The sequence below is a fragment of the Pseudomonas frederiksbergensis genome (genome assembly GCF_035751725.1).
In the GTDB taxonomy this organism is placed as follows: Bacteria; Pseudomonadota; Gammaproteobacteria; order Pseudomonadales; family Pseudomonadaceae; genus Aquipseudomonas; species Aquipseudomonas frederiksbergensis_A.
Window position 1 is genome coordinate 5,628,676 of sequence record NZ_CP142104.1, and the last position, 19,680, is coordinate 5,648,355.

24 protein-coding genes are annotated in these 19,680 nt (G+C 62.9%); 18 read left to right on the forward strand and 6 right to left on the reverse strand.

Going from position 1 to position 19,680, the window contains the following annotated elements:
- Nucleotides 1-129: 129 nt before the first annotated feature.
- Complete coding sequence (locus tag VQ575_RS25365) at nt 130-1,185, reverse strand: HAD family hydrolase (protein ID WP_039590414.1); 1,056 nt, start codon at nt 1,183-1,185, stop codon at nt 130-132.
- Nucleotides 1,186-1,426: 241 nt separating this feature from the next.
- Here VQ575_RS25365 and VQ575_RS25370 point away from each other — a divergent pair, with 241 nt between their 5' ends.
- The gene (locus VQ575_RS25370; RefSeq protein WP_198723949.1) at nt 1,427-2,818 is read left to right on the forward strand and encodes an L-cystine transporter; all 1,392 of its coding nucleotides are present in this window, start codon (nt 1,427-1,429) and stop codon (nt 2,816-2,818) included.
- Between the two features lie 30 nt (nt 2,819-2,848).
- Here the strand turns inward: VQ575_RS25370 and VQ575_RS25375 are convergent, their stop codons facing one another.
- Nucleotides 2,849-3,361, reverse strand: coding sequence for a dihydrofolate reductase (locus VQ575_RS25375; protein ID WP_325918661.1), 513 nt, complete (start codon nt 3,359-3,361; stop codon nt 2,849-2,851).
- A 77-nt stretch (nt 3,362-3,438) separates the two neighbouring features.
- On the opposite strand from VQ575_RS25375, the gene VQ575_RS25380 reads away from it, so the two are divergent.
- Both VQ575_RS25380 and VQ575_RS25385 read left to right on the forward strand, forming a co-directional pair.
- The gene (locus VQ575_RS25380) at nt 3,439-4,806 is read left to right on the forward strand and encodes a DUF2868 domain-containing protein (protein ID WP_325918663.1); all 1,368 of its coding nucleotides are present in this window, start codon (nt 3,439-3,441) and stop codon (nt 4,804-4,806) included.
- Nucleotides 4,799-6,172, forward strand: a complete 1,374-nt coding sequence (locus tag VQ575_RS25385; RefSeq protein WP_325918665.1) for a GTPase/DUF3482 domain-containing protein — start codon at nt 4,799-4,801, stop codon at nt 6,170-6,172. The genes VQ575_RS25380 and VQ575_RS25385 overlap by 8 nt, the downstream gene beginning before the upstream one ends.
- 71 nt (nt 6,173-6,243) lie before the next feature.
- Here VQ575_RS25385 and VQ575_RS25390 read toward each other — a convergent pair whose 3' ends face one another.
- Both VQ575_RS25390 and VQ575_RS25395 read right to left on the reverse strand, forming a co-directional pair.
- Nucleotides 6,244-6,735 (reverse strand): 2-thiouracil desulfurase family protein, encoded by a 492-nt coding sequence (locus VQ575_RS25390; RefSeq protein WP_325918667.1) that lies wholly within the window; start codon nt 6,733-6,735, stop codon nt 6,244-6,246.
- Nucleotides 6,736-6,737: 2 nt separating this feature from the next.
- Nucleotides 6,738-7,370, reverse strand: coding sequence for a 2OG-Fe(II) oxygenase (locus VQ575_RS25395; protein ID WP_039590406.1), 633 nt, complete (start codon nt 7,368-7,370; stop codon nt 6,738-6,740).
- Between the two features lie 139 nt (nt 7,371-7,509).
- Between VQ575_RS25395 and VQ575_RS25400 the strand changes: the two genes are divergently transcribed.
- Nucleotides 7,510-8,253, forward strand: coding sequence for a DUF2059 domain-containing protein (locus tag VQ575_RS25400; RefSeq protein ID WP_039590401.1), 744 nt, complete (start codon nt 7,510-7,512; stop codon nt 8,251-8,253).
- A gap of 45 nt (nt 8,254-8,298) precedes the next feature.
- Here the strand turns inward: VQ575_RS25400 and bipL are convergent, their stop codons facing one another.
- Nucleotides 8,299-9,246 carry a phospholipase BipL gene (gene bipL / locus VQ575_RS25405; RefSeq protein ID WP_198723945.1) on the reverse strand — a complete coding sequence of 316 codons (948 nt, stop codon included), beginning with the start codon at nt 9,244-9,246 and terminating at the stop codon, nt 8,299-8,301.
- 107 nt (nt 9,247-9,353) lie between these two features.
- On the opposite strand from bipL, the gene VQ575_RS25410 reads away from it, so the two are divergent.
- From VQ575_RS25410 to VQ575_RS25475, 14 genes are all read left to right on the forward strand, one after another.
- The gene (locus tag VQ575_RS25410) at nt 9,354-9,929 is read left to right on the forward strand and encodes a DUF6436 domain-containing protein (RefSeq protein WP_039590397.1); all 576 of its coding nucleotides are present in this window, start codon (nt 9,354-9,356) and stop codon (nt 9,927-9,929) included.
- Between the two features lie 416 nt (nt 9,930-10,345).
- A complete protein-coding gene (locus VQ575_RS25415; protein WP_325918669.1) occupies nt 10,346-11,269 on the forward strand; it encodes a sigma 54-interacting transcriptional regulator in 924 nt (307 codons plus the stop codon).
- Nucleotides 11,270-11,361: 92 nt separating this feature from the next.
- Complete coding sequence (locus VQ575_RS25420; RefSeq protein ID WP_029612820.1) at nt 11,362-11,571, forward strand: hypothetical protein; 210 nt, start codon at nt 11,362-11,364, stop codon at nt 11,569-11,571.
- A gap of 59 nt (nt 11,572-11,630) precedes the next feature.
- Nucleotides 11,631-12,560: a type III secretion protein gene (locus tag VQ575_RS25425; protein ID WP_325918671.1), complete on the forward strand. Its 930-nt coding sequence runs from the start codon at nt 11,631-11,633 to the stop codon at nt 12,558-12,560.
- Nucleotides 12,561-12,588: 28 nt separating this feature from the next.
- Nucleotides 12,589-12,963: a type III secretion system inner rod subunit SctI gene (gene sctI, locus VQ575_RS25430; protein WP_045157231.1), complete on the forward strand. Its 375-nt coding sequence runs from the start codon at nt 12,589-12,591 to the stop codon at nt 12,961-12,963.
- A 13-nt stretch (nt 12,964-12,976) separates the two neighbouring features.
- Entirely contained in the window at nt 12,977-13,852 is an 876-nt protein-coding gene (gene sctJ / locus VQ575_RS25435; protein ID WP_325918672.1) for a type III secretion system inner membrane ring lipoprotein SctJ, read from the forward strand.
- Nucleotides 13,849-14,436, forward strand: coding sequence for a hypothetical protein (locus VQ575_RS25440; RefSeq protein WP_039590391.1), 588 nt, complete (start codon nt 13,849-13,851; stop codon nt 14,434-14,436). Before sctJ ends, VQ575_RS25440 begins: the two co-directional genes overlap by 4 nt.
- Nucleotides 14,414-14,995 carry a type III secretion system stator protein SctL gene (gene sctL, locus VQ575_RS25445; protein ID WP_039590390.1) on the forward strand — a complete coding sequence of 194 codons (582 nt, stop codon included), beginning with the start codon at nt 14,414-14,416 and terminating at the stop codon, nt 14,993-14,995. Before VQ575_RS25440 ends, sctL begins: the two co-directional genes overlap by 23 nt.
- A 168-nt stretch (nt 14,996-15,163) precedes the next feature.
- Entirely contained in the window at nt 15,164-15,388 is a 225-nt protein-coding gene (locus VQ575_RS25450; protein WP_039590389.1) for a type III secretion protein, read from the forward strand.
- Nucleotides 15,375-15,800, forward strand: coding sequence for a type III secretion system chaperone (locus VQ575_RS25455; RefSeq protein ID WP_039590388.1), 426 nt, complete (start codon nt 15,375-15,377; stop codon nt 15,798-15,800). Before VQ575_RS25450 ends, VQ575_RS25455 begins: the two co-directional genes overlap by 14 nt.
- Nucleotides 15,793-17,943: a type III secretion system outer membrane ring subunit SctC gene (gene sctC / locus VQ575_RS25460; protein ID WP_039590387.1), complete on the forward strand. Its 2,151-nt coding sequence runs from the start codon at nt 15,793-15,795 to the stop codon at nt 17,941-17,943. Before VQ575_RS25455 ends, sctC begins: the two co-directional genes overlap by 8 nt.
- Nucleotides 17,940-18,149 carry an HrpT family type III secretion system protein gene (gene hrpT, locus VQ575_RS25465; RefSeq protein ID WP_039590386.1) on the forward strand — a complete coding sequence of 70 codons (210 nt, stop codon included), beginning with the start codon at nt 17,940-17,942 and terminating at the stop codon, nt 18,147-18,149. The genes sctC and hrpT overlap by 4 nt, the downstream gene beginning before the upstream one ends.
- Nucleotides 18,150-18,155: 6 nt before the next feature.
- Nucleotides 18,156-18,533 (forward strand): hypothetical protein, encoded by a 378-nt coding sequence (locus tag VQ575_RS25470; RefSeq protein ID WP_039590385.1) that lies wholly within the window; start codon nt 18,156-18,158, stop codon nt 18,531-18,533.
- Between the two features lie 13 nt (nt 18,534-18,546).
- On the forward strand, nt 18,547-18,993 hold the full coding sequence (locus VQ575_RS25475; RefSeq protein ID WP_325918674.1) for a type III secretion system chaperone: 447 nt from the start codon (nt 18,547-18,549) through the stop codon (nt 18,991-18,993).
- Between the two features lie 62 nt (nt 18,994-19,055).
- Here VQ575_RS25475 and VQ575_RS25480 read toward each other — a convergent pair whose 3' ends face one another.
- Nucleotides 19,056-19,565 carry a type III effector gene (locus tag VQ575_RS25480; protein ID WP_196304809.1) on the reverse strand — a complete coding sequence of 170 codons (510 nt, stop codon included), beginning with the start codon at nt 19,563-19,565 and terminating at the stop codon, nt 19,056-19,058.
- Nucleotides 19,566-19,680 lie beyond the last annotated feature (115 nt).

A 19,680-nucleotide genomic window follows, 5' to 3' on the forward strand; every position in this document is an offset into this window, starting at 1 on the left:
CAATAAAATGCCCCGCCAAAGTGCGGGGCTTTTTTTGATTCCAGTTCGGCCCTTGGGGGTTTATCCCCTCGCCACAGGGTTCGTTGGTATCCCTGGATGGGAGCAAGCTCGCACACAGGGGGCCAGGGCTTACTGGATATCTTCCGGCTTGACGATCACCCAGTTCTTGTCCGCCGTCACCGGCAGCCCTTCCTTGGCCTGGGCCGCGGCGTGCTTGGCCATCATGCCGTTTATCTGGGTCATGTATTTGTCCTTGCGGTTGACCCACAAGTGAATGCCGCCCTTGGCCACGTCCACATCATGGAACAGCATGTAGCCGTCGCTGCTCGGCGTATCGCCGGCGACGAGCACAGGTTTTTTCCATTCGTCGATGTAGGTCAGGATCGCCGCATGCTTGCCGGCCATCCAGGTCGCCGGGGTCCACAGGTACGGTGTGTACTCCAGGTCCAGGTTGGCCTTCTCGTCATATTTGCCGTTCGTGATCTGTTTACGCGCAGTGGTCAGCTCGCCGGTCTTGCGGTCCTTGAGCAGCGTGGTCACGCCGATCACGTTCTGCGGCTTGAGGTTGTAGCCGTATTTCGGATCGGAGGCGACCATGCGCACCAACTCTTCGGAAGCGGCGGTCATGACATAGACCTCGATGCCGTTTTCCATCAGCTTGTTGTAAAGCTCGGCCTGGCCGGTGAAGATTTTCGGCGGGTTGACGTTGTACTGGACCACCTTGTCGCCATCGTAATAAGTCGTCGGCACCGGCTTGCCGGAAGCCATCAATTCGTCGACATACCCTTTCAATTCCTTGAGGGTGAAGCCGGAGAATACCTGGGCCACCCACGGGTAGCAGACCATGTCATCCACTTCGCACAGGCGATAGTAGTAGCTGAACAGGCTTTCCTTGTGATCCGCCGTGTCCTTGAACGGCATCAGCTTCAAGGACGGGTCGAGGGTTTCGCGGCTGATGAGGCCCTTGTTCTCCATGAACGGCAACAATGACTCTTCCAGGTCATAGCGGTAACTGGTGTTGTCCATGTCGAACACCGCGTAGTTACCCTTGTTGGCGTTGGCCGCGATCATCGCCTCCAGCGCCTTGGCCTGTTCCGCCGGCCAATGCTTGAGATCGGTGGCAAGCGCTTGGCCGGCGAGGCCCAAGCCTAGCGCGACAGCGAGCAAATGAGTTACGAGCTTCATCGGCGTTTACTCCCAGGTTGTAGGGGTTCGACGCTAACAAATGCCTGTGACAGATCCCGCCTGTGGGCGACCGCTTGCGTCTCGATAACGGCAGCGGCATGTCCGTGGGCGCCAGCGCCTTATTCCAAAAGCGACAGTAAACATTCTTTTTTAGTATTAATTCTTTAGATTTCAGGCTGTTAGGCTTTCCGGCTCACAGTCGCGGCGCTTGGCGGCTGGCAAAGTCTTATCGGAGTTTTTCATGAATGTACCGCTGATACTCAATCTGCTGGTGTTCATTGGCCTGCTGTTCGGCCTGGCGCAAACCCGCCACGGCACCTGGAGCCTGGCCAAGAAGGTCTTGTTGGCGCTGACGCTGGGCGTGCTGTTCGGTATCGCCCTGCATACGATTTACGGCGCAGGAAATCCGGTGCTCAAGGCGTCGATCGGTTGGTTCGACCTGGTGGGCAATGGCTACGTGCAGTTGTTGCAGATGATCGTGATCCCGCTGGTCTTCGCCTCGATCCTCAGCGCTGTAGCCCGCCTGCATAACGCCGCGTCCCTGGGCAAGATCAGTTTCCTGACCATTGGCACGCTGCTGCTCACCACCGCCATCGCCGCGCTGATCGGCATCGGCCTGACCAACCTGTTCGGCCTCACCGCCGAGGGCCTGGTGGCCGGCACGCAAGAGCTGGCAAGGCTGCAAGTGATCCAGAGTGATTACGCCGGCAAGGTCGCCGACTTGAATATCCCGCAGCTGTTGCTTTCGTTCATTCCGCAGAACCCGTTTGCCGACCTGGCCCGGGCGAAACCAACGTCGATCATCAGCGTGGTGATCTTCGCCGCGTTCCTTGGTGTCGCCGCGTTGCAGCTGCTCAAGGATGACGCCGAGAAAGGCCAGAAGGTGATCAACGCCATCGACACCCTGCAAAGCTGGGTGACGCGCCTGGTGCGCCTGGTGATGAAGTTGACGCCCTACGGCGTGCTGGCGCTGATGACCAAAGTGGTCGCCGGTTCCAACCTGCAAGACATCATCAAGCTCGGCAGTTTCGTGGTGGTGTCGTACCTGGGGCTGGGCTTGATGTTCGTCGTCCATGGCCTGCTGGTATCGGCCGCCGGGATCAATCCGCTGCGTTTCTTTCGCAAGATCTGGCCAGTGCTGACGTTCGCCTTCACCAGCCGCTCCAGCGCCGCGACCATCCCGCTGAGCATCGAAGCCCAGACCAGCCGCCTCGGCATTCCCCGGTCGATCGCCAGTTTCAGCGCCTCGTTCGGCGCCACCATCGGCCAGAACGGTTGTGCCGGGCTTTATCCCGCGATGCTGGCGGTGATGGTCGCACCAACCGTGGGCATCAATCCGCTGGATCCGATGTGGATCGCAACGCTGGTGGCCATCGTGACCTTGAGTTCGGCCGGCGTGGCCGGTGTCGGTGGCGGCGCGACGTTCGCCGCGCTGATCGTGCTTCCGGCGATGGGTTTGCCGGTCTCGCTGGTGGCGCTGCTGATCTCGGTGGAGCCGCTGATCGACATGGGCCGCACCGCGTTGAATGTCAGTGGTTCGATCACTGCGGGGGCGATTACCAGCCAGGTGATGCAGCAGACTGACAAGGCGCTGCTCGATGCCGAGGAGCATGGGGAGTTGGCGCACGCTTGACGCGTGGCGCCTGCTCGCGAAGCTTTTTCTTTACAGCTTTTCCCAGATTTCGAAACTGTAGGCCGGCTTGTCCCCTTCCGCCGGATTCGGCTGGTTCGAGACCAATTTCCATTGGCTCGAATCAAACGCCGGGAACCACGCATCCCCTTCCGGGCTCAGCGCCACGCGGGTCAGGTATAGCCGATCCGCCTGATCCAGCGCCTGCCCATAGAGCTGGGCCCCGCCGATCAGCATCAGCTCATCCACACCCTGCTCCAACGCCCAGGCTTCGGCCCGCTCCACTGCGGCTTCAAGTGTGGAATAAACCTCCGCGCCTTCCAGAATCAGACCGGACTGGCGACTGACCACGATGTTCAAGCGACCCGGCAACGGTCGCCCCAGGGAATCCCAGGTCTTGCGGCCCATGATGATCGGCTTGCCCAGGGTAGTGGCCTTGAAGTATTTGAAATCCCCCGGCAAGTGCCAGGGCATGCTGTTGTCGATGCCGATCACACGGTTTTCACCGAGGGCTGCGATCAGGCTTAAGGGAAGAGTTTTTTTCATGACGGCGAGGATACCAGAGGCCCGGACCGGCGCCACAGCGGTTATGCTCTTTGCTCATTCGAGCAACGGAAGCCCCCGTGACAGAACTGCAGAACCTCTGGTTGACCGAGACGATACGCCTGCGTGAAGAACACGCCGGCCCGCTCGAGGACCAGGAAGCCAATCGCCTGGCCCGCGCGGCAGGAGGTGATCTATCCACCCGCATCCGCCACCGCGCCCGCTGGCTGGCCGACCGCGACGGCCTCGTCCAAGCCCTGCGCCACTGGCTGCAAGGCGCGCGCCTGGCACTGTTGGTATTGGCGGTGCTCGCCGTCGCGAGCGGCGCCGGCCTGGGGTTTGCCGCGCTCGGCGATGGACGTACGCCGGTGAATGTCTTCTGGGCCTTGGGTAGCTTGTTGGGGCTGAACGTGCTCCTGCTCATCGGTTGGGCCCTGGGCTTGATATTCGCCGGGGAACAAGGCGCCACGCTGGGACGCCTTTGGCTGTGGCTCAGCGAAAAACTCGCCCGCGATGCCAAGGCCGCCCAATTGGCGCCAGCCCTGCTGCTATTGCTGCAACGGCACCGACTCAATCGCTGGGCCCTCGGCGTGCTGGTCAACGGCTTGTGGCTGCTGGCGATGCTCAGCGCGCTGGTGATCGTATTGATGCTGATGGCGACCCGGCGTTATGGCTTCGTCTGGGAAACCACGATTCTTGGCGGCGAGACCTTTGTCACCATGACCCAGGTCCTCGGTGCGCTGCCCGCCTTGCTCGGCTTCAGCGTGCCGACCGTCGAGATGATCCGTGCCAGCGGCGACGCCGCGTTGAATATCGAAAGCGCTCGCCAGGCCTGGGCCGGCTGGCTGGTCGGCGTCCTGTTGGTCTACGGCTTGCTGCCGCGCCTGTGCCTGGCGTTGCTGTGCCTGTGGCGTTGGCGTCGTGGCCGCGCCAGACTTCGCCTGGACTTGAACCTGCCCGGCTACGCGCAGTTGCGCGAGCGATTGATGCCCAGCAGCGAACGCCTGGGAGTCAACGACGCCGCGCCCGCGCAACTGCACCGAATCGACAGCGCCATCGGCGCAATGGAAAGCGACGGCGCGTTGCTGGTGGCGATCGAGCTGGACGAACGTCCCTGGCCGCCAAAGCTGCCCGACTCTGTTAAAAACGCGGGCATCCTCGACAGCCGCGAGTCTCGCCACAAACTCTTGGAACAACTCTCACGCTTCCCTCCCGCGCGCCTGGCGATTGCCTGCGACCCTCGGCGTTCGCCGGATCGCGGCAGCCTTGCGTTGATTGCCGAACTGGCCCGCAGCGCCGGCGCTACCCGCGTCTGGTTGTTGCAGGCGCCGCCCGGCGAAGCACTGGACGGCGAGCGCCTGGGGGACTGGCACAACGCGCTGCAACAACTGCAATTGCCATTCGCCGACTGCGCCCCGATGAACTGGCTGGAGACCGGCCATGACTGAACCCTTCAAGCCGTTGAAGCTCGCGGTGGTCGGCCACACCAATGTCGGCAAGACCTCGTTGCTGCGGACCCTGACCCGCGATGTCGGCTTCGGCGAGGTCTCCCATCGCCCGAGCACTACGCGTCACGTCGAAGGCGCTCGCTTGTCAGTGGATGGCCAGGCGCTGCTGGAACTGTACGACACGCCGGGACTGGAAGACGCCATCGCCTTGCTCGATTACCTCGAACGTCTCGAGCGTCCCGGTGAGCGCCTGGACGGCCCGGCACGCCTGGCGCGCTTCCTTGACGGCAGCGAGGCCCGGCAACGTTTCGAGCAGGAAGCCAAAGTGCTGCGGCAGTTGCTCGCCAGCGATGCCGGGCTGTACGTCATCGATGCCCGCGAACCGGTGCTGGCCAAATACCGTGATGAATTGGAGGTCCTCGCCAGCTGCGGCAAGCCGCTGCTGCCGGTGCTCAACTTCGTCAGCAGTGCCCAGCATCGCGAGCCCGAGTGGCGCGAAGCCTTGGCGCGATTGGGCCTGCATGCGCTGGTGCGCTTCGACAGTGTTGCCCCGCCGGAAGATGGCGAACGACGCCTGTACGAAAGCCTGGCGCTGTTGCTGGAAAGCGCGCGCGGACAACTGGAGCGCCTGATCGTCGATCAACAGGCCCAGCGCCTGGCGCGCCAGCAGAGCGCGAAGCGCCTGATCGCCGAGCTGTTGATCGACTGCGCCGCCTGCCGCCGCAGTGTCGCCAGCGATGCCGATCTGGAGCACCAAGCCATCAGCCAATTGCGCGACGCCGTCCGTCAGCGCGAGCAACGCTGCGTCGAGGCCTTGCTCAAGCTCTACGCCTTCCGTGCCCAGGACGCAGCCGCCAGCGACTTGCCCTTGCTGGACGGTCGCTGGGGTGATGACTTGTTCAATCCCGACACCCTCAAGCAACTGGGCGTGCGGGTCGGTGGCGGAATCGCGGCGGGGGCTGCGGCCGGCGCCGGCGTGGACTTGCTGGTGGGAGGCCTGACCCTTGGCGCCGCCGCCCTGGCCGGAGCGATTGCCGGCGGTGCACTGCAAACCGCCCGCAGCTATGGCAACCGATTGATGGGCAAGCTCAAGGGCCAGCGTGAACTGACCGTGGACGACAGCGTGCTGCGCCTGCTGGCCTTGCGCCAACGGCAATTGCTGCAAGCGATCAATCAACGCGGTCATGCGGCGATGGACAGCATCCGCATCGCCACGCCCCAGGACAAGACCTGGCGCGAAGGCAAGCTGCCCGAGGCCTTGAGCAAGGCTCGAGCGTATCCGCAGTGGTCGTCGCTCAATGCCAATCCTCGCTTGAGCCAGGCTGAGCGACAGGAACAGATCGAGCAGCTGGCCGGGCAGCTTTAGACCACCAGCCTGAGCCCTCTTTTGTGGCGAGGGGATTTATCCCCTCGCTACAAAAAAGCGGTTCGCCGCAACTATTCTGCGGCCAACGCTTTTAGCGCCGATGCCGCTTCAGCCAGCTCCAGTTCGCTGAACACCCGCACGCCATGGCGCCTGAGCAACGCCGCCGTCACGCCCTCGCCAGGGACCTTCACGCCGCTGAACGTGCCGTCATAGGTCAGCAGGTTGCCGCACGAGGGGCTGTTGGCCTTGAGCACGGCGATGCGAATGCCGTGCTCGCGCACCAATTCCAGCGCTTGATAGGCGCCCGACAGAAACTGCACGGTCACGTCCTCGCCATCGGAGGTTATGACGGCCGCGTCGCCATCGAGCACCTGCGCACCCTGCCCTCCGGGGATCTCCGCTGCCGCCCGAGGCGTGGGCAAACCACCGGCGACTTCCGGACACAGGGGCACGATCCGACCCTCGTCGAGCCATTGCTGGAGCTGATCGAATGGCCCGCTGGCACCTGCGTCATAACGCACGCGGTGACCGAGCAGACAGCGGCTGACGAGGATCTTGTCCATGTTCAGAACAACTCGTTGCCGCGGCGTCGGAACCAACCGGTCAAGGACAGCCGCTCACGCGTCGCCGGCAACACTTCATGGGGAATGTCCCCCGAGAGAAACACCACCAGGCAGCCGCCCGTGGGCACTACGTCGTGCTCCGCGCTTTCGTCCAGGTACATGCGCAACTGACCGCCGTGCTCCGGCAACCAAGCGTCATTGAGATAGAGCACCGCCGAGACCATGCGCCGATCATCGTCGCGAAAACGGTCGACGTGCTTGAGATAGAACGCGCCAGGCGGGTACAGGGCGAAGTGGCTCTCAAAGTCTTCCAGGCCAAGGAAGAGCCCCCGGTTAAGGGCCTCGCGCAGGCTGTCCATCAGACCCAGGTAACGGTCGCAGGCTTCAACCTGGCCGGGCTCGATCCATTGGATGCGATCGCCACGAATCCCCTCGCGGATCTCCGAAAAAGGCCCGCGCCCAACGGCGGCCGGGGCCAGTTCACCTTCAGCGGCGCGCTGGCGGCATTCAGCCGCCAGGGCGCGCGTCAGCGCATCCGGCAGGAAGATGTTCTGCTGCGACCAGCCACGCTCGGCCAGGTCGTCGACGATACGTAACAGCAACGGATGATCAGAAGGTATTTGCATGGCGCGCATAGTATTCCTGTGCCTGCAAAACCGACAGCGCCGCGCAGCGGGTTGATCGCCCCTGTTGCACTGCAGTACGAACTTGATACGAATTCTCGACAAGTCCCCGCCCCCCACGGAGAATAGTCGGCTGCTGACAGGAGTCCCTATGCGCCGTTTGCTTTTCTCACTGTTGATGTTCTGCGTATTGCCCGCCTGGGCAGACAGCTACGACCAGTTGTACAAGGTCGCCGGCTGGCCGGAACAACGGGCGCATTTCAATGACGCCTTGAACGCCGCGCAGCAGCGCTACCAAAACAGCCTGCCGCCTGCGGTGTTCCAGGCGTTGGTGAACAACAGCAACCAACGGTTCGCGCCCCAGGCCATGGACCAACGGGCCGAGGCCCAGTTGCGCAAGCATCTTGGCGATCCGAATCCGGCCCTGAGTTTCTTCCAATCGCCGCTGGGCCGCAAAGTTGTCGCGGCCGAACTGCTGGCGACCCGGCGCGACCAATTGGCAAAGAACGCCAAGGGCCTGCCGAAAATGCAAGCCAGCGACAATCGCCTGCTGATCATCGGTCATCTGGCCCAGGCCCTGCCCGCCCGTGAAGCCGGTGCCGAAGTCAGCCTGGCGATCGCCGGCGTGGCCGCCGACAGCCTGAGTTCGATGATTCCCGGCTTGCTGGGCGGTGGACAGGCCCAAGGCATGTTGAACGGCCAGCGCCAGCGCCTGATGGACCAGATCGGTACGGACCTGAACAACACGTTGCTGTACGTCTACCGCGACTTGAGCGACACCGAGCTGGAAGAGTTCGCGACCTTCGCCGAGTCGGCCGAGGGGCAGGCTTATTACCAGGCGGCGCTGGCGGCGATTCGGGCGGGGTTGGCGGTGGGGCAGAATCTGGGGCAGTAGTTCGGCACCGCCATCGCGGGCAAGCTCGCGGTGGCAATAGCCCGCTCAGCGCCGTATCCGGCTCATCCGCTTGCTCAAGAACTCAAACATCTCCTGGCGCATCGCCAACGCTTCATTCGCCAGGTGATGCCGCCCTTCAGGCAACATCAACACTTGCGGCCGATCGAACTTGCCCCGCAGCACTTGCAAGTTGTGCCGCCAATCCACTGTCATGTCCGCCTGCCCCTGCACAATCAGGGGTTGGCGCGGGCTGCTCGGCGCCGCCTCGATACGCTTGATCCACTGCGCGAGCGCGCCGACCCATGCGGTGGGCAGGCGCAACGGTTGCAGCGGATCAGCCTGCAGGAACGGCAAGAAATCCGGATCGGTGGAGTTCTCGGTGAACCGCCGGGCGATGCCGGTCACGAACGGCTTGAGCAGGTAATAACTGAGGCGCGACCAGCCCCAGGCGCGAGGCCGGACCAGGGGCGATAGCAGGATGACCTGGCCCTGGGCCGGGCTGTCAGCGCCCTGGCTGAGAACATGGTCCACCACAATCGCCCCGCCAGTGCTTTGGCCGCACAGGTGCCACGGCTGCGGCAAGCCCAGGGTTCGCGCTTCGACCAGCAGGCCTTGCAATGTCGCCTGGTAATCGGCGAAATCGCCGATGCTGGCGCGTTCGCCACTGGACAGCCCATGGCCCGGCAAGTCGCAGCTGATCACCACGAACCGCTGCTCCAGGGCCCATTCGATCAAATGCCGGTAAAGGCCCATGTGATCGTAATAACCATGAAAGACGAACACAGTCGCCACGGCGTTTTGCGGCCACCAGACCTGGCCGACCAGCTCATAGCCCGCGACGTCGAAACGACCCAAGCCCCTGCGCAATGCGCGTGCGGGGAAATCAAGTCCATAGAATCGCTGGTAGGCCTGCGCTTGCGCAGACAGCGGCTGCCACTGCGCCAAGGGTTGCAGGCTGGCGCGCAGATGATCAGGGTCGAAAGAAGCGGGCATCGGTATTCCAGGCAGAAGCGCATCGCGCGAAACAAGCTTTATAAGCCTGCGATATTCATCTGTCGCGCCGGGCATGGCAAGCTACGCGGCCTCAGAGGATCGACCCCATGCGCCCATCCCATCGCACGACCTTGCTTGCCAGCCTCCTCGCCCTCGCGTGCGCCGTCGTGCTGTGGCTCGCCTACGACTGGTTCCAGGGCCGATTCCTGAGGACATTCAGCCAACACACGGCGGTATTTTCCGGCGACCCCTTGCGCCTGCCTCCCGAACTGGCCGGCCCGGGCGCGATCCGCCTGGTGCATTTCTGGGACCCGGCCTGCCCATGCAACGTTGGCAATCAACAGCACCTCGCCGAGCTGGTCGATAAATACGCACCGCAGGGCGTGGAGTTCTATGCAGTACAGAAAACCGGCAGCCAAGGCCGCCTGCCTGCCACGCTGAACAGCCTAGAGGCACTGCCGGCGCTCCCCGGTTCGGAACAGATTCCTGCAAGCCCCGCGGTGGCGATCTGGGACCGCAGCGGCAAGCTCGCGTATTTCGGTCCGTACAGCGAAGGCTTGACCTGCAACTCGAGCAATAGCTTTATCGAACCGATACTTGAAGCACTAAGTGTTGACCGGAAAGTTAACGCGACGCATACGTTGGCGGTTGGCTGTTACTGTCCGTGGCCGACTTCAAATTGACCCAGGCAAACTACGATACGTATTGCTTAGATGCTTTCCTTGATCTCGCTAAGTTGGAGCTATTGCTCTTTTCTAGAGTCCTTGCTCGAACAGCGAGCCGGCACTGAACCGTTTGTCGGATCCAATTTTTCGAAAAGCTGCCGACCGGGCTGCTTTTCTGCCATGAACCCCCGTAAAACCGGACTTTCAGGGACTTTCAGGGACTTTCAGAGTGATCTCACCGTTGAGCTGAATCGTTTAACAACCGTCGGCGCAACGTGAACTTTTCTTTAATCGGTTCTCTAAACCCGTACAGAAGATGTTGGTTACCCGTTCGATTGCGCGGCGGCGCTAGATACCGAGGAAGTTGTACACGCCCTTTTCATCGTTTTACTTGTCGACCCTCCTAAACCAAACAAAAAATGGAATCGTCAGTGATGCAAAAGTTGCTATGCGCTGCACTTTCCACTCCCACTAAAGAGGATGCTCTCAATCTTGAGGCATTTGCCCAGTGCGTGGCCCCGCTGGGGGTCGATGTGCTGTTGCGCGGCGAGACCGGCACCGGCAAGGATACGTTGGCGGAAAAAATCCATCGTATGTCTGGCCGCTCCGGCAAGTTCGTTGCAATCAATTGCGCCGCCATTCCCGAATCCCTCGCGGAGAGCCAGCTCTTCGGCGCCAATACCGGTGCGTTTACCGGTGCCAGCCAGAATCGCGCCGGGTTCGTCGAAGCCGCGCACAACGGCACGCTCTACCTGGATGAAATCGACAGCATGCCGCTGGGGCTGCAAGCCAAGCTGCTGCGAGTCCTCGAATCGAGGATGGTGCAACGGCTGGGCTCGACCCAGAACATCCCGGTGGACATGCGTGTCATCGCTTCGGCCCAGAGCCCGTTGGCGGACATGGTCGAGCGGGGCGAGTTTCGCCGGGACCTTTATTTCCGACTGAATATCATCAGCCTCAAATTGCCGCCATTGCGCAGCCGCAAGGAGCGCATCGTGCCGCTGTTCCAGTCGCTGGTGCGCCGTGAAGCCCAGGCCCTGGACCGGCCCTACGTCGCGCCTTCGCCCGCGCTGCTGCGCCAGTTGCTCGGCTACGCCTGGCCCGGAAACATCCGAGAGCTGCAATCGGCTGCCAAGCGCTACGTGCTGGGCCTGCCGGCGCTGCCCCGCGCCGAGCAGCTGGAGAACAACAGCTCGACATTGAAATTGAAAGAACATCTGCAGCAGTTCGAAAAGATCCTCATCGAGGACTGCATGCGCCGCCACCATCACTGCATCGACAAAGTCATCGCTGAGTTGGGCATCGCCCGCCGCACACTGTATTACCGGATGAAGTGCCTGCAAATATCGACGACTTGAGTAGATCGGTGGAACCGTTTTCCCAGCGGTCGCCACTCAATCGTCGAGACGTTCACGAGCGTCTTGCCATTCCACAATCCGGAGATACGACTATGAGTTTTGGTGGAGCTTCTCTCGCCGCCTCCATGGCTGCCATGCAGCAGATGGACGCCACGTCGGCGGCGATGACGACCATGAAATCCCAGTTCGACCAGCAGAAACTGGTTGCCGACACCATGAACGCCATTTCAGCGGAGTCGATGGACAGCGCGACCAAGGCCATCACCGCCATGGGGGAGGCATCGAAGAACATACGATTCTGACCCTCTCGCTCCAGCCCCGCTCCGGCGGGGAACCTCACGCGCGTTGGAGAGGAGGCCCTATGCAGATCCATTCGCCAGACAGCCTTCGTATTGCCAGGGATTCGCTCGGTGACGAGCCGACGCCGCGCCACGCCTCGACCGCGACTGGCCTGGCGAATCTGGTCGTCGAACACCTGACGCTGCATGGCGCAGGCAACCGCCTGCAGGAGTCGCTCGTTCGATGGAGCAGTGAGCAGGGCTCGACAGGCGGGCAATCCCGGCCAGGCATGCCGAGCCCACAGGACAAGTGGGCCGCGCAGACCGAAGCGCCCTTGCACCTGGTGCTCGAAGATATCCTCGAAGAGATCAACGGCGGTACCGGCTCGACGCTTGATGTCGACAGCGACGATGCCTTCTCCCACGAAGACTTGTTAAACGATCTGGCGCAGATGCTCGCCCATCGCCGGCAACCCATCGGTGACAACGACGTCGACAGCCAGAGTGATTTCGGCAATGCCAACAACCCATTCTGCGGCGCGCTGTTCGGCGCCTGGGAACTGGAAGGCGAGTGCGCCACGCGGCGAAATCGCCATGACACGAGCCTGGCCCTGCTACTCAAGATCATCGCAGTGTTGGGCCGAAGGAAGCTGCTGACGCTGCTGGACGTCGACGAAGACGAAGGCCTGGCGCGCTACGAGCAGGACGACCTGGACCTGCTGTTCGAGGTCGCGGCATTCATGGACCAGCACCCGGCGCGATACCCGCCACCGGCAAGCCTCGATGCACAGAAGTGGACATGGACCGAACGCATTGCCTGTGGCGCATGGCTGGACGCTCGCGAGACGCGGCTATTGCAACTTGCCCTGGAGGAACTGGACCTCGCCCTGGCCCGCTTGGCCGGCCAGCACGCCCCGATGCAGCGGCGCGGCCGACGCAACCGGGAAGAAATCGAATTTCACCTGAGCGTCACCGCAAGCACTCGCAACGTCTTGAGGCTGATGTACGCCTAAAGCATCACCCTGAACCTGGAGAACATCCATGACCCTGCAAGCCATCGACACCACCAGCGTTGCCTCCACCGCCACCAAACCCGGCGGCAGCCCGCACGCGCGGGCCGAGACCAGCGATGTCAGCTGGTTCAACGCGCAAATGCACGAAAAAACCCCCGTTCCGGACAGCGAAAACAACGTCGCGGCGAGGATCATCGATTCGCTGTCCAGCCGCTCCGGCGAGTTGCAGCGCCTGGAGGACCGCGCCAACCGGGACATGCTCAAGGCCATTCGCACCGCCGATCCCCAGGACATGTTGCAGTCGAACCGATCGCTGTCTTCCTTTCACCTGGAAAGCCTGATGACCGCGAAGATCGTCAGCAAGGGCTCCCAGGCGATCGAGAAGCTCACCAATCTCCAATAAAGGGACGCCAGCCATGTTCGCGCGCGCATTCTCCCCTCTAGTGCTGTGCCTGTTGCTCGCCGGTTGCGACGAAAGGACTGCGCTGCACAGCCACCTTTCCGAGCAGGATGCCAATGAAGTGATCGCCGAGCTGGCGGACAAGAACGTCGAGGCCAGCAAGCAGGTCGACAAGGATGGCTTGACCGTGCTGGTCGAACCGGCCGACATGAACAGCGCCGTGCAAGTGCTGGAAGCGGCCGGGCTACCGCGAAGATCGCGCTCCAGCCTGGGGGAAATCTTCCGCAAGGAAGGCGTGATCTCCACGCCGATGGAAGAGCGTGCCCGCTACATCTACGCATTGTCCCAGGAGCTCGAATCGACGCTGTCGCAAATCGACGGCGTGGTGCTCGCACGGGTCCATGTGGTCCTTCCGGAACGGGTCGCGCCAGGCGAGCCGGTGCAGCCGGCATCGGCCTCGGTATTCATCAAGCACACCAGCGCGCTCGATCCCGACAGCATCACGCCGCGAGTGCGCAACCTGGTCGCCAGCGGGATTCCTGGCATGGCCGACGCCGCCCAGAACCCGGCCAAGCTGTCGGTGGTCTTCGTGCCCGCCGCGGCTTATCAGGAACGGCGCAAGATGGCCTATTTCGGTCCGTTCCTGATGCAGGCCGATGACATCGGCTACTGGAGGGGCATGACCGTGGCGGCCGGCATCACGTTGTTCGCACTTCTGGCGGGCGCCATGTACAGCCTCTACCGGTTGTGGCGCAACGGCGTGCTGGTGCTGCCGCGCTTTTTCGATCGCAAGACCGGAACGCCGACGCCGCAACCGAGCGGTGCAACACCGTCGCTGTTTGCGGTAAAGAACCCGGGAGCCAAGCCTGACAGCAAGGGGACGGCAGCATGAAAACGGCGCTCGATTGGGTTCGCTGGTGGAGCCACGCGTGGCGCGAAGCCGACCCAGACTGGTATCCGCCAGCGCTTCGCCTGTTGACCGCAGCACAAATGGACGCCTTGGCGCGAGGGCACCATGCTGCACTGGCGCGCAGTTTCGGCATCACGCCCTGCATGCCGCCGCAGCCCAGCCCTTCGGTGCTGTCGCTATGCTGCGGCACGCCCCGAACCGTGCACCTTGCTTGCCAATTGGTGGCGAACACGTGCTCGCCGTCAACGGCATCCGATGAGCTTTGCCCACAGGACCGAGCCTGGTGCGAGCGCACCGCCAAGGCGCTGCGTCCCGGCCATTGGCTTGAACAAGGCCAGGATTCGCTCGCGCTGCTGCGCGCCTGGCTGGGAGAACGGACGTGGGAGCGGGCGCGCCTGGCCTTCCCTCGCAGCAGGATTATCGCCCTCCAATCGCAACCCTCCCCGCAGGCGCCTGGCGCCAAGCTCAATACGCTCTGGCAATCCGCCTGCTGGAAAGCCGAGCAAAGCCTGGCGCCCTCCACCACCCCAACGGAGACTCACGATGCTCGCCCGGCGCTCGCTTGAACTACGCCCCGACGGTCAAGGCCTGCAACAGTCCTACATCCCTCGAGAAACCCTGGCCGACTGCGGCCGGGCACAGGTTGTGCTCGAACAAGCCCAGGCCCAGGCCGCACAGCTGATTGCGCGCGCCGCCGAACAGGCCGACGCAGCAGTGATCGAGGCGCAAGCACAGTTCTGGAAGAAAGCCGAAACCGTGCTCGCCGCCTGGGAAACCCAGCGCCAGGCCATGTGGGAACGGATCGAGACCAGCGCCGCGCAGCTGGTCAACGAGGCCCTGGGGACGCTTCTGGAGGAGATTCCAGCGCAGTCACGCATCGATGCGCTCGTGCGTCAGCTTGCGACGCGCCAGGACGACCCCATCGAAGCCACCCTTCGCTGCCACCCCGCAGACCTGCCTCGCTTGACGCAAAGCTTGGGCACGGCTGGCGAACGTCCTTGGACGCCCATGGCGGACGCCAACATGGATGTTCACCAGCTGAGGCTGGAAACGCCAGGAGGTACGTTCCTGCTCGACTGGGAAACAGCCGTCGAGGCCTTGCGCCTGCCTGAATCGCAGCAATAGCACCAAGATCCCGTGGCGAGGGAGCTTGCTCACTCGCCACGGGGGATTGCGCGCCCCTGAAGAACCGCGCGTCTCCCCTCCCGTTTCTTTTTCCTCACTTTTCGCGGAACCGCCACTGGCGTAACCACCACTCATCCGGTGAATACGTCTACCTCGGAGGAACCGTCCATGTCTTCTATCGATGCCATCCAGCGCCGCCTCGACACCTATTTCCAGCGCGCGACCGATAACGTCAACAACGCGGCAATCAACGCCGCGCAGAGCCAATCACTCGACGATATGCATTCGTTCGTGACCAGCATGAACGGCATGTCGGTGGCGGTGAACGCGGCGACTCAACAAACCGCCGCCCACCACAATCTCGCCAAGGCGATCATCGATGCAATGCCATGAGCTGCGCTCACAGCTCGCCCGCTGGAGCGCCAGCGTCGATGGCCCGGAGCATTTCGCCGTCGTCGTCGACGATGGCGAAGCAGCTTTCGACAAGCTTGAGGACGGCCTGCTGGTATCGGTCGAGTTGAACGCCCCGCAAAGCAACGAAGCCTCCCTGGAGGACATTTTGCGACTGGCGCAACCAAGCCTCTCGCGATTTCCCGGAGCGCTGGCCCGCTCGCCCCAGGACGAGCGGTTATGGCTACTGGCGCACCTGCCGCCGGACGCCCACGTCGACGACCTGGTCGAAGTGCTCGAAGCCCTGCTCAACCAGCGGGATACCTGGCAATCGATTCTCCATAAAGAACAACGTGCCGTGGCGCGACGCCCCTCGCACTTTCACTTGCTCGGAACAGGAATCCGCCATGCCTAACAGGTGGCTTGCACCGTACTGCTCGATGGCCTCAGGCAAGGTGAGCCTTGGCCGGTCGATCGCGCATCGCTGGACCAAAACCTCGCTGCTCGCGCTGGCGCTGGCTGCTGCCCTAGGCGCAGGCATGCCGGTCGAGGCGGCGGTCCCGACCGACTGGAAGAACACGCCATACGCCTACGACGCGCAGAACACGCCGTTGCCCAAGGTCCTCGGCGACTTTGCCAATACCTTCGGCGTGCAACTGGTGCTCGACGGTACGGTGAAGGGCACTGTCGATGGCCGGATGCGCGCCGACAGCCCCCAGGCGTTCCTCGATCGGCTCGGCCTGGAAAACCGTTTCCAATGGTTCATATACGGCAACACCATGTACGTCAGCCCACTGCAAAACCAGACCTCAAAGCGCCTGGAAGTGTCCGCCGACGCGGCACCGGACATGAAACAAGCCCTGACCGACATCGGTCTGCTCGACTCACGTTTCGGTTGGGGCGAGTTGCCCGACGAAGGTGTGGTGCTGGTCTCCGGCCCGGAACGCTACGTACGCCTGGTGGCGCGATTTGCCGAAGCGCGCAAGACGCCTGAAGAAAAGCAGGAAGTGATCAGCTTCCCGCTGCGTTATGCCACTGCCGCCGACCGCAGCGTCAATTACCGCGGCGATACGCTGGTGATCCCCGGGGTCGCGACTATCCTCAAAGGCCTGCTGGAAAGCCGCAGCGCGGTTTCGGGGGGAATGCAGGCCACTTCGCCGCAAGGCGCGTTCCAGAACATGCAGGCCCAGCAGTCCATGAGCATGGGCAACATCGAGCAGTTGGCGTTGAACGGCATGGGACGGCCGAACACCAATCGCGTACAACCGGGAGGGAACACGAGTTCCGGCGGCCGGGGGCGGATCCGCGTCGAAGCCGATGTGCGCAACAATGCGGTGCTCATCTACGACTCACCCAAACGGCGGGAGATCTACACACCGCTGATTCGTGATGTCGACGTCCCACGCAAACTCGTCGAGATCGATGCAATCATCCTCGACATCGACCGCACCCAACTGGCCGAGCTCGCCTCCAACTGGAACGTCGAGAGCGGCGACCTGATCGGCGGCGCCTCGATGATTCGTCCTGGCGCCAGCTCGACGGTGTTCATCCAGGACTACGGCGACTTCTCCGCACAATTGCGAGCCCTGGAAGGTCGTGGCCTGGCCTCGGTGGTGGCGAACCCATCGGTGCTGACCCTGGAAAACCAACCGGCGGTCATCGACTTCAGCCGGACCGAATACATCTCCGCCATCGGCGAACGCGTGGCCACCGTCGAGCCCATCACGGCGGGCACCAGCCTGCAGGTCGTGCCCCACACCATCGAGACTGGCGGTCGCAATCAGATCCAGATGTTCCTGGACATCGAAGACGGCCGCATCGAACCCTCGGAGGTCGGCCAGCAGACCCCCAGCGTACGCCGCGGCGTGGTCAGCACCCAAGCGGTGATGGGTGAAAGCCGCTCGTTGGTGGTGGGCGGTTTTCATACCGAGGAAACCGGCGACAACCTTGAGCGAGTGCCGTGGCTGGGGCGCATCCCGCTGATCGGGCCGCTGCTGTTCTCGTCAACCACGCGCGAGACCAGCCGCCGCGAACGGGTATTCATCCTGACGCCCCGCCTGATCGGCGACCAGGTCGACCCGGCGCGCTACATCTCCGCGCTCGACCGCGAACAGGTGGACAGCGCCATGGCGCGCCTGGAAGAACGGCGCAACGGCACCCGCCCCATCGGTCGCGTCGAGGTCAGCGATGTCTTGGCGCAACTGGCCGATGGCAACATTCCGGCGACGTTCAAGCAGGCCACCTCGATTCCTTACTCACCCGACACCCTGTGCGCGTTGCAACCGGGCTTGTCCCTGGATGCCGGCCGCGCCCAATGGTTCGCCGGCCCGGACTACGGCATCGCCGTGGGCGTGGTACGCAATGACGGCGACCGGCGGTTGCGCTTCGACGAAGCGAGCTGCAGCACCCGCTGGACCCTGGCGAGTTCCGCCTGGCCGAAGGTGTGGCTCGAGCCCGGTGAAGAAACGGAAGTGTTCGTCGTCATGAAACAACCCAAGCGCACGCCAGGCGGCGGACGCGCTTCCCTCTTGCAAACCAGTGCGAGGACCGCGCCATGAGTCGCACGCTGAAGCTGCTTGTCTTGTTGCTGAGCCTGCCGGTATTCGCCGGCTGTGCAAACCGCTGGGGCTGCGAGGGCGATGCCTGTGACCGCGCCGAACCCGATACCGGCCGCCTGGTGATCTGGTGGTCGCCGGGCATGCGCGGTGGCCTGGGCTCCCCCGAACACCCGCTCGACCACACGGTCGTTCCACTGGAGAACTGAAACGGTATGTCTTTTTCGGTACACAGCGTAAGCACGCGCCAGGCTTTTCAGAAAAACATCATCGCCGGCATCGCGACGTATTGGGAAATAGCCCCGGGCATCGAGTTTTGCTTGCGACGCGAGCCCCACAGCGTGGGGCTCGCCTTGCAGGTACAAAGCCAGGCACTGGGCGTCAATCAACTCCAGCGCGCGCTCGAACGCCGCTTCGCCCAGCCGAGTGACTATGCGCAGCTGTTCCTGTTTCTCGATCCGCAGCGGGCATTGGTGGTCTGGCAAGCGCTGCCCGAGGCGCCGATATCCTCGGAACTGCTCGATGAGATCCAGTCCAGGCAGTTATCGCTGCTGGGCCTGGAGGACCTTGACGACTATTGCGTCACTTATTAAGGGAGGCTTCATAATGGCCACACCGCTCGCCCAACGCCTGATCGCGGCGCTGGCGGAACATCTGCATACCGATCTTCAGCTGGAGGGCGGCGTGTGCGCACTGTACGACACGAACAATCGCGAGGCCGTGATCATCGAGCTGCCTGATCACGGCGACGTCGCCATCCTGCATTGTTCGATCGAGGTGCCCCTGCACATGCCCGGCCTGCACAAGCGCTTGCTGGAACTCAACTTTCGCCTGGACTTGCTCGCCGGCAGTTGGCTGGCCCTGGACGACCAGGGCAGCGTTCGCTTGTGTGCCCACTGCCCGTTGTCGATGCTGGATGAAGCGCAGTTCTGCCATTGGATCGTGGGCTTCATCGCGCAGGTCGGCGAGGTGCGTACACGCTTGGTAGCGTCCGCAACGCCAACGGCTTCACGTCCAGCCTCGCTCAATGCGAGCCGCCCGCGACTGGTCTAGACAGAACGTGGCGAGGGATTTATCCCTCGCCACGGGTTGTTCCTGCAAAGTGATCACGAATCCTACCGAAGCTTCATCGCCTCGCCACCCTCCTGCATGACTTTACGTGCGGTGTCCATGAAGCCCTTGGTGACCTCCGTCACCGTATCGCTCATCAGCTTGGCCATGTCGGCGGAGCTTTTGACCAGCACCATGGCGCTCTGGCGCTCCTCCATTTGCATTTGCATGTCGAACTGCCTTTCCATCAATTGCCTTTGACGGGTCTCCATTTCATTCATGAACGAGTCGGGCGTGCGAGGTGCCGGCGTTGAGCTGGACCCTTGCGTGTCATCCAGCGGCCGATCCTCGGCCCTTGCCGTGCGGTTCGCGCCCCGGGTGCGGGGCCGGCCACGTTGATGCACCGCAGGGGGCATCGACGACGAACGCCCTCGCTCGTGCAGGCTTTGGGTGCCGGTGCGCTGCTGGGCCTCGCGAGGCTGCTGGCTCAGCGAGGGTGAGCGCGATGAGTGCAAGCCTTCGGTGCCATGCAGGGCACCGGTGCTCCTTATGGATAGCGGATTGGGTTCAGGCATGGGAAATCTCCACGAGTCGATGGGCGTGCAAGGTGCACTGTCGGCAAGCAGGCATCGCTCGGGCGAGCCTCGCTCCCTAGCTGAGTGGTATCTCCCGGTGCGGCGGTTCCATCGT

Excerpts from the sequence above, each read along its gene's own strand:
- VQ575_RS25365 (WP_039590414.1), bottom strand. The coding sequence starts at position 1,185 with ATGAAGCTCGTAACTCATTTGCTCGCTGTCGCGCTAGGCTTGGGCCTC.
- VQ575_RS25370 (WP_198723949.1), top strand. The coding sequence starts at position 1,427 with ATGAATGTACCGCTGATACTCAATCTGCTGGTGTTCATTGGCCTGCTG.
- VQ575_RS25375 (WP_325918661.1), bottom strand. The coding sequence starts at position 3,361 with ATGAAAAAAACTCTTCCCTTAAGCCTGATCGCAGCCCTCGGTGAAAAC.
- VQ575_RS25385 (WP_325918665.1), top strand. The coding sequence starts at position 4,799 with ATGACTGAACCCTTCAAGCCGTTGAAGCTCGCGGTGGTCGGCCACACC.
- VQ575_RS25390 (WP_325918667.1), bottom strand. The coding sequence starts at position 6,735 with ATGGACAAGATCCTCGTCAGCCGCTGTCTGCTCGGTCACCGCGTGCGT.
- VQ575_RS25395 (WP_039590406.1), bottom strand. The coding sequence starts at position 7,370 with ATGCGCGCCATGCAAATACCTTCTGATCATCCGTTGCTGTTACGTATC.
- VQ575_RS25400 (WP_039590401.1), top strand. The coding sequence starts at position 7,510 with ATGCGCCGTTTGCTTTTCTCACTGTTGATGTTCTGCGTATTGCCCGCC.
- bipL (WP_198723945.1), bottom strand. The coding sequence starts at position 9,246 with ATGCCCGCTTCTTTCGACCCTGATCATCTGCGCGCCAGCCTGCAACCC.
- VQ575_RS25410 (WP_039590397.1), top strand. The coding sequence starts at position 9,354 with ATGCGCCCATCCCATCGCACGACCTTGCTTGCCAGCCTCCTCGCCCTC.
- VQ575_RS25415 (WP_325918669.1), top strand. The coding sequence starts at position 10,346 with ATGCAAAAGTTGCTATGCGCTGCACTTTCCACTCCCACTAAAGAGGAT.
- VQ575_RS25420 (WP_029612820.1), top strand. The coding sequence starts at position 11,362 with ATGAGTTTTGGTGGAGCTTCTCTCGCCGCCTCCATGGCTGCCATGCAG.
- VQ575_RS25425 (WP_325918671.1), top strand. The coding sequence starts at position 11,631 with ATGCAGATCCATTCGCCAGACAGCCTTCGTATTGCCAGGGATTCGCTC.
- sctI (WP_045157231.1), top strand. The coding sequence starts at position 12,589 with ATGACCCTGCAAGCCATCGACACCACCAGCGTTGCCTCCACCGCCACC.
- sctJ (WP_325918672.1), top strand. The coding sequence starts at position 12,977 with ATGTTCGCGCGCGCATTCTCCCCTCTAGTGCTGTGCCTGTTGCTCGCC.
- VQ575_RS25440 (WP_039590391.1), top strand. The coding sequence starts at position 13,849 with ATGAAAACGGCGCTCGATTGGGTTCGCTGGTGGAGCCACGCGTGGCGC.
- sctL (WP_039590390.1), top strand. The coding sequence starts at position 14,414 with ATGCTCGCCCGGCGCTCGCTTGAACTACGCCCCGACGGTCAAGGCCTG.
- VQ575_RS25450 (WP_039590389.1), top strand. The coding sequence starts at position 15,164 with ATGTCTTCTATCGATGCCATCCAGCGCCGCCTCGACACCTATTTCCAG.
- VQ575_RS25455 (WP_039590388.1), top strand. The coding sequence starts at position 15,375 with ATGCAATGCCATGAGCTGCGCTCACAGCTCGCCCGCTGGAGCGCCAGC.
- sctC (WP_039590387.1), top strand. The coding sequence starts at position 15,793 with ATGCCTAACAGGTGGCTTGCACCGTACTGCTCGATGGCCTCAGGCAAG.
- hrpT (WP_039590386.1), top strand. The coding sequence starts at position 17,940 with ATGAGTCGCACGCTGAAGCTGCTTGTCTTGTTGCTGAGCCTGCCGGTA.
- VQ575_RS25470 (WP_039590385.1), top strand. The coding sequence starts at position 18,156 with ATGTCTTTTTCGGTACACAGCGTAAGCACGCGCCAGGCTTTTCAGAAA.
- VQ575_RS25475 (WP_325918674.1), top strand. The coding sequence starts at position 18,547 with ATGGCCACACCGCTCGCCCAACGCCTGATCGCGGCGCTGGCGGAACAT.
- VQ575_RS25480 (WP_196304809.1), bottom strand. The coding sequence starts at position 19,565 with ATGCCTGAACCCAATCCGCTATCCATAAGGAGCACCGGTGCCCTGCAT.